At 61.7% G+C, this 10,236-nt stretch carries 8 protein-coding genes and 1 tRNA gene; all 9 read right to left on the bottom strand.

What is annotated here, in order from left to right; all coding sequences use genetic code 11:
* Positions 1–98 precede the first annotated feature (98 nt).
* Positions 99–1,364 carry an MFS transporter gene (locus ACFT1A_RS29085; protein WP_378449829.1) on the bottom strand — a complete coding sequence of 422 codons (1,266 nt, stop codon included), beginning with the start codon at positions 1,362–1,364 and terminating at the stop codon, positions 99–101.
* Positions 1,365–2,293: 929 nt separating this feature from the next.
* Positions 2,294–2,364: transfer RNA gene (locus tag ACFT1A_RS29080), tRNA-Cys, on the bottom strand.
* A gap of 102 nt (positions 2,365–2,466) precedes the next feature.
* A complete protein-coding gene (locus ACFT1A_RS29075) occupies positions 2,467–3,093 on the bottom strand; it encodes a class I SAM-dependent methyltransferase (protein ID WP_378449828.1) in 627 nt (208 codons plus the stop codon).
* Between the two features lie 20 nt (positions 3,094–3,113).
* Positions 3,114–3,854 (bottom strand): hypothetical protein, encoded by a 741-nt coding sequence (locus tag ACFT1A_RS29070; protein WP_378449827.1) that lies wholly within the window; start codon positions 3,852–3,854, stop codon positions 3,114–3,116.
* Positions 3,851–4,435: an RNA polymerase sigma factor gene (locus tag ACFT1A_RS29065; RefSeq protein ID WP_378449826.1), complete on the bottom strand. Its 585-nt coding sequence runs from the start codon at positions 4,433–4,435 to the stop codon at positions 3,851–3,853. The genes ACFT1A_RS29070 and ACFT1A_RS29065 overlap by 4 nt, the downstream gene beginning before the upstream one ends.
* 30 nt (positions 4,436–4,465) lie before the next feature.
* A complete protein-coding gene (locus ACFT1A_RS29060) occupies positions 4,466–5,149 on the bottom strand; it encodes a lysoplasmalogenase family protein (RefSeq protein WP_378449825.1) in 684 nt (227 codons plus the stop codon).
* Between the two features lie 4 nt (positions 5,150–5,153).
* Positions 5,154–6,749, bottom strand: a complete 1,596-nt coding sequence (gene nuoN, locus ACFT1A_RS29055; protein WP_378449824.1) for an NADH-quinone oxidoreductase subunit NuoN — start codon at positions 6,747–6,749, stop codon at positions 5,154–5,156.
* Positions 6,746–8,350, bottom strand: coding sequence for an NADH-quinone oxidoreductase subunit M (locus ACFT1A_RS29050; protein ID WP_378449823.1), 1,605 nt, complete (start codon positions 8,348–8,350; stop codon positions 6,746–6,748). Before ACFT1A_RS29050 ends, nuoN begins: the two co-directional genes overlap by 4 nt.
* Positions 8,344–10,236: an NADH-quinone oxidoreductase subunit L gene (gene nuoL, locus ACFT1A_RS29045; protein ID WP_378449822.1), complete on the bottom strand. Its 1,893-nt coding sequence runs from the start codon at positions 10,234–10,236 to the stop codon at positions 8,344–8,346. The genes ACFT1A_RS29050 and nuoL overlap by 7 nt, the downstream gene beginning before the upstream one ends.

The following is a 10,236-nucleotide window of genomic DNA, read 5'->3' as shown; positions in this document are numbered from 1 at the left end:
CGCGACAACGAGTCCGACAATCGCAACGATTGCCGCTACACCGAAAGCTGTGGCGAATGCCGAGTGCTGGGGAAGGCCGCCTGACGATGTCGCGCCCGCTATGATCCCGGCAGCAATCTGGGTCCCGACGGCGGAACCCAACGACCTGGCGATAGTGATGATCGCCGTGGTGACACCCACTCGGTCTGCCGCTGCGCTGTCGGCGGAGATGACGAATACTGCAGTCGACGCAGCGGCGACGCCGGTACCCCCAAGATCAGGACGACAACGATCTGCCACATTGTCGTGGCAAAGACGCCGACCGCGCCGCTGAGGCCGAGGAAGGCAACTCCCGCTACTGCAACGGCTTTCGTACCCACACGTTGTGCCAACTTTCCGGAGATCACCGAGGCGATCACCGCTGCGCCGTAGCCGATGCACAGCAGGAATCCGATGGCACTGGTCGACGCGCCGCGGCCGAATCCGCTCTCCGCCGGTACGGCGAGTTGTTGCGGAAGTAGATAGACGACTGCGCCGTAGGTAAATCCGAAAACCACGCCGACGACCACAGCGCTCCACATCGAACGATGCCGCATCATCGTCAGGTCGACCATCGGCTCGTGTGTCCGGCTCTGATGCCTGGCCCAGATCGAGAACACCGCAGCGGCAGCGAGAACAAGCAGCATCGACGTCGGTGCGCCCCACCCGTTGCTCGACGCGCTCGCCAGCCATGCTGTCAGCGTCAGCAGCCCCAGAGCCAATCCGCCCGCTCCCGGCCAATCGAGTCGGCCGCCGATGTTCGAGTTGCGATCCCGTGGTGTGCTCACGGTAAAAGCAAGTGCGCCGAGGAGGACGAAGGCGGTCGGCACTGCGTACATCGCCGTGCGGGAGATGTTTTCGGCCACCGGTCCCGCCAGCACGACTCCCAGAGCGCCGCCCGCGACGACGACGGCACCGAGCAATCCGGTGGCAGTCTTCAGTTGTTCCGAGGACAGAGTGCGTCGCAGGACCACGAAGCTCACGGGCAACAACCCGAGCCCGAATCCCTGGAGAAACAGGCCGAGGACAAATAGCGGGAAGATCGTTGCGAGAGCGGACACGGTGCCGCCGAGGACGACGATTGTCGTGATCGCGAGCAACGTGGGACGGGCGCCGTACACGTCGGCTATTCGGCCGGCCATCGGCGTGACGAGAACGGTGCTCAACGTCAGAGCGACGGATGCCAACGCCCCGACGTCGGCACTCACCCCGAAGTCCCTCTGTACCAGGGGGAGTGCGGGGACGATGATGCTTTCGAGAGCGGCGACCGCAGCGATCAGCAATGTCAGGCTGGCAATTGTTGCTACCGGTCGCTGCCGATTTCCGGAGTTGCTCTCAGTGGTCATCGGGCTCTCTTTCGATCGGGGAGTGAGGAGCATCTGGACGCGACGAAGCGCCACCCCACCAAGAGTCCGGAAGGGTTGTGGCACTGGTTATATCGGGCAGTGCAGTAGAGCGTCTTGGTATTTCGTTACGCGTATCGTTATTGTTGAGAAATGTAGTCGGAGTCAGCGCACAAAGCAAGAGTCGAATGGGGCGGAAGTGGCGCCAGGTATCGCGAGACCACGACGGGCGAAGTTCGCTGTCGCGGTCGGTCGGTGTCAGGTGATGTGACGATCGGGCTCATTTCTCGACAAGCATGACGCTGGTCACCAAAATGATTCTGCGAGCAGGGAGTTCATCTGCCGGACACATCCAAGGCCCCCGTTTGAATGCCGGGTTTGTTAGCTTTCTGCCTGTGACGCGACGTCACGGAAAGTTCACGAATTACGGAGGATCACCATGGGTTCCATTTCGACGATCATCGGCATCTTCGAGCTCTACAAGCTTCTCGAGCCGCTGCTGAGCTCGCTGAGCTGATTCAGGTGTGAGATCCGCTGTCGAGCCGGGGCGCCGAGGGACTCGGCTCGACAGCGGACCTCGACGATCCGGCAGCGATCAGGATCCGTGGAACGGATGTCGGCACCGGCAGAATTCCATCGCTCCGGTGTAGTGGTCCATTGCCAGTAATTCTGCGCACCGAGCGGGCTGCGGTGCGAACCTGAGGCAGCGCTCGATCCACCCACGCTCCAGCGACGGTGCGGGATGCGTGCAGTTCGTGCATCGACCGGGACGTTCTGCGACGCGAACGGAACCATGGTGCTCCGGGGGCATGCAAGCATCTTGGTGGTGTGAGGTTTCGAGGACAATGGTTCCGCTCGAGCGGAAGCAATGTCACGAAAGCGCGGCGGCGATACCGTGGTGGCTCCGTAACGAAAGGCGGAATCTCAATGGGAGCGGATGGCAGGAGTCGAACCTGCGTGGACGGTTTTGCAGACCGCTGCCTTGCCGCTCGGCCACACCCGCATTGATCCAATTGTGTTCGTAGTGAACAACAATCGCCATGATTGCGATCAAGGTGAGTTGATCGCAGCGTGACGGGTTGCAGGCCGGAAGGCAATTGCCGGGCTAGAAGCGCGAGAACACCGCGACGAGGAATCCGGAATTGTCCTTGAACGGGCGCAGATCCCACGTGGAGAGCAGCAGATCAGCCTCGAGGCCACTCGCGGCCGCGTCGGCGAGAAACTCGGGGAACTCGTAGCCACGGCCGGCACCGAATCCGATGACCACTCGGCCGCTCGGAGCGAGATGACGAGCAAATCCTGACAATACTGCTTGCCTGGTGGACGGCGCGAGAAACGCCACCACGTTGCCTGCCGACACGATGACGTCGAAATCTGCCTCGACACCGCGGGCCGGCAGATCGAGTTCGGCGAGATCGCCGACAAGCCACGTCGGGCCGGGATGGTCCTCCTCCGCGGCAGCGATGAGAACCGGGTCGACATCGACTCCGACAACCACGTGACCGACGTCGTGCAGGTAACCGCCGAGTCGGCCCGGCCCGCACCCTGCATCGAGAACCCGACCCCCGCGTCCGAGCATCGCGTCGATCAAACGTGCTTCCCCGACAATGTCCTTGCCGTCCGCCCTCATGGAACGGAAACGCTCGACATATCGTGTGGAATGCGTCGAGTCGGCTGCAGTGATCTCTTCCCACTGGCTGGGGGTGCGCTCGTTCGGGGCCTGTGCAGTCATCTTCCGAGGGTACCGACAGCTCACCTGGTGCCGACGACCGTCCCGTCTGCGGCATATCCGACGATGGTTGGTCGCGGGGAAATGAGCGACAAGGGAATCCAACCGTAGAAGCGGTCTTCGGCAAGAACAGTCGGATAGATCTTGCCGTCAGCGGTGTGGAGTTCGGCTCGGACAGCACCTCCCGCCCCTGCGTCGTAGGTTGCCTCGTGTGGACCGGCAACCATGATGCCGGCTCCGCCTCCTAGTGCGAATGGTGACGCCTCCTCCGGGTACATATCGGGATCTGCAGCAGGAAAGCAACTGTCTCCAAGGTGGCTGAAATCGGAGGGTGCTCGCTGATCGAGATCTTCGGCAGATTCGAAGACCGGGGCGACGCACCTCCAGCCATTGGCGCCGTGGGCAACGAAGACGCTGAACAGAGATCCGTCAGGTCCGGGGATGGACCCGACCCGCTCGGCGGTGGACGGATCGATTCCGCCGTAGGTTCCCGGCATGGTCTGCCAACCCGAGTACATGTCGGTGAACGGTTTCGGCATCATCACCGTGGCAGCAGTGCAGCCCGCCACTCCCGCAGCGCAGATCGCTGCGACGAGAACGATGACACTGACTCGGCGGCGCGGAGCTTTGGTTGCCCCAATGTTGTTTTCGGTAGCCATGATTCGGGTTCGGACGGCATTTTGGACGTTCGCGGGCCAGAGTTCGACGGATACCGAATCGCTCGGCCGCAGCTTCTCGAGCGTGGTCAGCAGATCTTTGCTCATGGGGTACTCCCGTGTTCGGCGGCAGCGCAAGGTCGGGCGGTGTTCATCGGGATTACGGTGACGGATTCTGAAGTCAACCCGGCGCGCAATCGACGCCGAGCGCGAAAGAGACGAACATGCATGGCCGGAACCGAACACCCGGAGACCCGCGCGGCTTCGGTGGCGGTCAATCCGTCCCAGGCAGTTAGGAGCAGGGCTTCACGTTCGGTGACGGTGAGTGTTGCCAGTGCTTCGAGCAGTTCCGTGCGTTCGGTGACAGTGACGTCGGCGCCCGGCGTCGATGCCGCAATCTGCTCGATGCGTCCCATCTTCTCGGTGAGCGCGTCAAGGCGCCGAACGCTGCGACGGTTGTTGTTCACGGTGTTTCGAGCCACCACCAACAGCCACGGCAGTGCCTGCTCGGGCACTTCGTCCAAGCGTCGCCAGGCTACGAGGAAAGTCTCGGCGACAACTTCCTGCGCGCTGTGATGATCGACGTGGCGGTAGGTGTACGCGAACACACGATCGGCGTAGGCGTCCCACAGGGCATTGAACCGCTCTTCGTCTCTCGGCGGCGGCTGTTCCTCGGATTTCGGGGTCATATGAAGAGATGTCCAGCTGGTTGCTGATCCTTACAGTCTCTGAGCTAATGGACGGTTTGTCGTATTACTCCGGCCGAGAACTCCGACTGTCAGAAGCAACAGAGCGAGGATGTACAGCGTCATGATCCAGATGCCCGCAGCGGCGGGCTGCCACTTGTTCGCCTGACCGAGCAGGATCAAGGCGTCGGAGACGAGGAAGAGAGCGCCGCCGATACCGGTGATCGTGTTGTACGCCAGTGCGGTTGATGCAGTTCCCACCAGGATTGCGGCGTACACGGGGACGGCAATTCGAAGTTCAGGTTCGAGACCGGTCCAGGTGTACGACACAAGAGCGATTCCAGCGACGGTGTAAGCGCACAGAAACCATGGCCGCCTTCGTATCTCCCGAAGAGCACCGTGTGAGAGAAAGAATCGGATGAAGCAGAGGTGACCGATCGCGAAGGCTGCCATCCCGATGACAAACGTGGTCTCCCAGATCAGGAACAAATCTCCGAAAGCACAGGCAATCAGTGCCGCAGCCACAATTCGAGGTCCGCGTCGGGCGACAACCCAGGCAGCCAGAATCGGAGCGAGCATGACCTTGGTGATCCCGTCCCAGGGCGCAGCATCAGCGGCATTGAGGATCAGATGGACAATCGCTACCGCTGAAAACCCCACGAACCATGGCGACCGGATGGTGCTCGGCAGTCCGGCGTCGCAATCAGATTCACGCATCGGCTCAGTGTAGGAAGTCCGCTGCACGCTCGGCGAGGTCGAGCGCCGGCTGGGGGAGTATGCCGAGGATGAGCGTGACACCGGCGCCGAGGCCGATCACACTGCTGGTCAGTGCACTCGGCACCACGACGGTCGGAGCGTCTGCGGCCGATTCGGTGAAGAACATCAACACGATCACTCGCACGTAGAAGTACGCGGCGATCGCGCTGCACAGGACGCCGACGATCACGAGAGGTGCGGCGCCACCCTCGGCGGCCGCGCTGAACACGGCGAACTTTCCGATGAACCCACTGGTCAACGGGATCCCGGCGAAAGCCAACAGGAACATTGCAAACACAACCCCGACCAGTGGTGAGCGCCGGCCCAATCCGGCCCAGCGCGAGAGCGTCGCGACCTCACCGTCTGCGTCCCGAACCAGGCTCACGACGGCGAACGCGCCCACGGTGCTGAATCCGTAAGCCAGAAGGTAGAACATCGCCGAGGCCAGGCCGGCGTCCGAATCCGCAACCACAGCGGTCAGAATGAATCCGGTGTGCGCGATGGCCGAATACGCGAGCATCCGCTTCATGTCGGTTTGCGTCACAGCGACGATCGATCCGACAACCATCGTGAGTATCGCGACCGCCCACATCAGTGGACGCCAGTTCACGTATTCGTTGGGCAGAGCCACATAGAAGACACGAAGGATGGCACCGAAGGCGGCGATCTTGGTCGCAGTCGCCATGAAACTGGTGATCGGCGTCGGTGCCCCTTGATAGACGTCGGGAATCCACGAATGGAACGGCACCGCACCGACTTTGAACAGTAGTCCCACGGCCACGAGTGCTGTCCCGAGCCACAGGAAGGCGTCGGTACCCGACCCGATGCGTGCTGCGTCGGCGATACCGGAGAGTGTGACCGTCCCGGCATAGCCGTACAGCAACGCGATTCCGAAAACGAAGAACGCCGACGAAAATGCCCCGAGGAGAAAGTACTTGAGCGCGGCTTCCTGGGAGAGCAGACGACGTCGACGCGCCAGACCGCACAGGAGATACAGAGGCAGTGAGAACACCTCGAGCGCAACGAACATCGTCAAGAGATCGTTCGAAGCGGGAAAGAGGAGCATGCCGCCGACTGCAAACAGCGTGAGTGGAAAGACCTCGGTCTGGGCGATACCGACCTTGACCGCTTCTTGTTCCGCAACACTTCCCGGGACGCTCGACGCTTGAGGGGTGAAACTGCCGAGCGCGTCGTGTTGCGCGATCACCTCGGCGGTGTTGCCCGAGCCTCGCTCGGCGATCAGCAGTACTGCGGGGATCGACACGAGAAGGATCGTCGCCTGCAGGAAGAGCGTCGGACCGTCGACCGCTACAGAACCCATCATCGCCGTCGACCGCGTGCCGGCGAGCAGAAGCACTGCCACGAATGCGGCCGCCAATCCTGCGACACCGAGGACGAGTTGCACGGGGTATCGAAAACGCCGGGGTGCAAATGCCTCGATGAGTACGCCCACAATCGCAACACCGAACACGATCAACATCGGCGAGAGCAGGCTGTATTCGACACTGGGTGACGCCGTGCCGGTTGAGCCGAGGACGGTCACGTCGTTGAAGGAACTCATTTGTGGGCACCTCCTTCGTGGTCGGCGACGAGTGGGGGCGGCGCCTCGTCGACCGCTGTGTGACTCACTGCAGGAGTGATGACGTCCAAGGCAGGCTTGGGGTAGATGCCCAGTAGCAGCAGGAGAGCGATCAGAGGGGCGACCACCACGAGTTCGCGTCGAGCGAGGTCGCGGATCGTTCCCTGCCCTTCCTTCACGGGTCCGCCCATCATGCGCTGATAGAGCCAGAGGATGTAGATCGCGGACAGCACGAGCGCGGCGGTGGCTGCGATAGCGGCCACGTGGTAGCGCGAGTACGTTCCGATCAGCACCAGGAACTCACTGATGAACGGAGCCAGACCCGGCAGCGACAGCGTTGCCAACCCCGCTACGAGGAATGTGCCTGCCAGGACGGGTGCGACTTTCTGGACGCCGCCGTACGCTGCGATCGATCGAGTACCTCGCTGTGAGACGAGGAATCCCGCGATCAAGAACAGTGCCGCAGTGGAGACTCCGTGATTGACCATGTACAGCGCGGAACCCGCCTGGCTCTGGCTGGTCATCGCGAAGATTCCGAGAATGATGAAGCCGAAGTGTGAGATCGACGTGTAGGCGATCAGTCTCATCACGTCTGTTTGCGCGATCGCCAGTATCGCCCCGTAGACGATCCCGATCACGGCGAGCGTGATGATCCACGGTGCAAAAGTCGACGACGACTCCGGGAACAGTTGAAGGCAGTACCGAATCATCGCGAAGGTGCCCACCTTGTCCACGACCGCCATCATCAACACCGCTGTCGACGGAGTCGATTCCACCGCGGAGTCGGGCAACCAACTGTGCAACGGCCAGAGAGGTGCTTTCACCGCGAACGCGAACATGAATCCGAGGAACAAGGCGTTGAGCACCCCGGGGCCCACGCCGAGTTCACCGCTGCTTGCCGCTGAGGCGATCGCCCGGAAGTCGAAAGTACCGCTGGTGAAGGGACTCTCGTCGCGAGTGGTGACCACGTACAGACCGATGACGGCAGCGAGCATGACCAGGCCACCGAGGAGGTTGTAGAGCAGAAACTTCACGGCGGCGCGCGATCTACCCACTCCACCGAACCCGCCGATGAGGAAATACATCGGTATCAGCATCGCCTCGAAGAAAATGTAGAACAAGAGAATGTCCAAGGCGCTGAACGAAATCATCACCATGGACTCGACAACAAGGATCAGGGCGAAGTAGGTGTGCGGCATTCTCTTGGGTGATGCCGGGTCTGCCGGGACGTCATTCCAGCCCGCGATCAGAAGTAATGGAACCAGCACGGCGGTGAGAAGAACCAGAACGAGAGCGATCCCGTCGAGTCCAAGTGTGTAGCTGGTACCGAAAGCCGGTATCCAGCTGTGGCTTTCGACAAACTGAAATTGTTCGCCGCCGCGGTCGAACGCAACTCCGAGAACGGCGGCGACCACCAGGACCGCCACGGACACAGTCAACGCGAGAGACTTGGCAAATTGGTACGACCGTGCCGGTAAGGCGAGGACTACACCCGCTCCGATGAGCGGAAGCAGCCAGAGCACCGTCAGCGCAGGGAAGCCGGCATTTGTCACAGAGTCGCTCACCGCCGCTTCGATCACCACAGTGTCACCGCCATCATTGTCGCGACCACGAGTGTTGCTCCGACAAACATCACCAGCGCGTACGAGCGAACAAACCCGGTCTGCAGCTTCCGCGTGAGCGCAGACAACCCGGTGACTACCACCGCAAAGCTGCCCACCACGCCGCCTATTCCCTTGGTGTCGACCACTTCCAACGACTTGGTGAGTTGTCGACCGGGCTTCATGAACACCGCCTCGTTGAAGGCATCGCCGTAGAGATCGTGGCGAGCCGCAACGGTCAACGGGGAGGCCGGAGTCGGCGGCGCCAGTGGAATCTCACGGGTGGCGTACTCGCGGTAAGCAATCGCGACGCCCGCGGCAACTGCGAGCAGCGCCAGCGCGGTGATGGACCATGCTGGTATGGGCGGTTCGACGTGATGGGAGCCGACTACTGGTTCGAGCCAGTTCTGCAAGCTGGACCCGATGGTCAGGAGCATGCCGGCCCCGACGGACCCCACCGCCAAGATGATCATCGGAGATGTCATCACCGCGGGAGATTCGTGAGGTTTCTGGTCTTCCCAGCGGGCCTTCCCGAAGAAGGTCATCAGCATCACACGGCTCATGTAGAAGGCAGTGAGCGCTGCGCCCAACAGGGTGACAAGGCCCAGCACGACACCCTTCACGCCGCCCTCGCCGATCGCAACTTCGATGATCTTGTCCTTGGAGAAGAACCCTGCGAACGGCGGAACACCGATGATGGCAAGGTAACCGAGTCCGAAGGTGACAAAAGTCAGTGGCATGAACGCTCGGAGTCCGCCGTAGCGCCGCATGTCGGTTTCGTCGTTCATCGCGTGCATCACCGAACCTGCGCCGAGGAACAGACCCGCCTTGAAGAATCCGTGGGTGACGAGGTGCAAAATCGCGAAGGCATACCCGGCCGGCCCGAGACCCGCGGCCAGGACCATGTATCCGATCTGACTCATGGTCGATGCGGCGAGCGCTTTCTTGATGTCGTCTTTCGCGCAGCCGATGATCGCACCGAACAAGAGCGTCACTGCACCGACGATGACAACCACGAGCTGAGCGTCGGGTGCGAGATCGAAGATCGGATTCGAGCGCACGATCAGGTACACACCGGCAGTGACCATCGTGGCGGCGTGGATCAGCGCCGATACAGGGGTGGGGCCCTCCATCGCGTCGCCGAGCCACGACTGCAGCGGCACCTGCGCCGACTTCGCGCACGCAGCGAGGAGGAGCATCAGACCGATCGCCGTCAGGACACATTCGCTTGCGCCCGATGCGTCGCCGAAGACATTGCTGAACGAGAGCGATCCGAATGTGCTGAACATCAACATCATTGCGATCATCAAGCCGATGTCGCCGACACGATTGACGACAAATGCTTTCTTCGCCGCGGTCGCCGCCGATGGCTTGTGCTGCCAGAATCCGATGAGCAGGTACGACGCCAGACCGACGCCTTCCCAGCCGACGTAGAGTCCGAGGAAATTGTCGGCGAGCACCAGGAGCAGCATCGCTGCCAGGAATAGATTGAGGTACGCGAAGAACTTACGACGCTCGGGGTCGTGCGCCATGTAGCCGACGGAGTAGATGTGGATCAGCGAACCCACACCCGTGATGAGCAGGACGAAACACATCGACAGTTGGTCCAGCTGTAGTCCGAACTCGACTTGAAGACTGTCGACCGGGACCCAACTGAACAGGTGCTCGGTAACGGTGCGGTCGGCGGTGTCGCGGCCGAGCATCGCGATGAAAAATACTACTGCCACGACGAACGACGCGAGAGCCATGACGCAGGCGAGCAGGTGACCCCACACGTTCGTGCGGCGACCGGCCAGCAAAAGAACAGCGGCGCCGCACAGCGGCAGGGCGGGGAGCAACCAGATGGCGGACGTGATTCCTCCTGACAT

The organism is Rhodococcus sp. NPDC057135 (genome assembly GCF_042670865.1).
GTDB lineage: Bacteria > Actinomycetota > Actinomycetes > Mycobacteriales > Mycobacteriaceae > Rhodococcus_F.
This window is presented reverse-complemented; position numbering and strand designations above follow the sequence as displayed.

Coding starts and splice junctions, on each gene's coding strand:
- ACFT1A_RS29085 (WP_378449829.1), bottom strand. CDS start 1,364: ATGACCACTGAGAGCAACTCCGGAAATCGGCAGCGACCGGTAGCAACA.
- ACFT1A_RS29075 (WP_378449828.1), bottom strand. CDS start 3,093: ATGACTGCACAGGCCCCGAACGAGCGCACCCCCAGCCAGTGGGAAGAG.
- ACFT1A_RS29070 (WP_378449827.1), bottom strand. CDS start 3,854: ATGAGCAAAGATCTGCTGACCACGCTCGAGAAGCTGCGGCCGAGCGAT.
- ACFT1A_RS29065 (WP_378449826.1), bottom strand. CDS start 4,435: ATGACCCCGAAATCCGAGGAACAGCCGCCGCCGAGAGACGAAGAGCGG.
- ACFT1A_RS29060 (WP_378449825.1), bottom strand. CDS start 5,149: ATGCGTGAATCTGATTGCGACGCCGGACTGCCGAGCACCATCCGGTCG.
- nuoN (WP_378449824.1), bottom strand. CDS start 6,749: ATGAGTTCCTTCAACGACGTGACCGTCCTCGGCTCAACCGGCACGGCG.
- nuoL (WP_378449822.1), bottom strand. CDS start 10,236: ATGTCAGGAGGAATCACGTCCGCCATCTGGTTGCTCCCCGCCCTGCCG.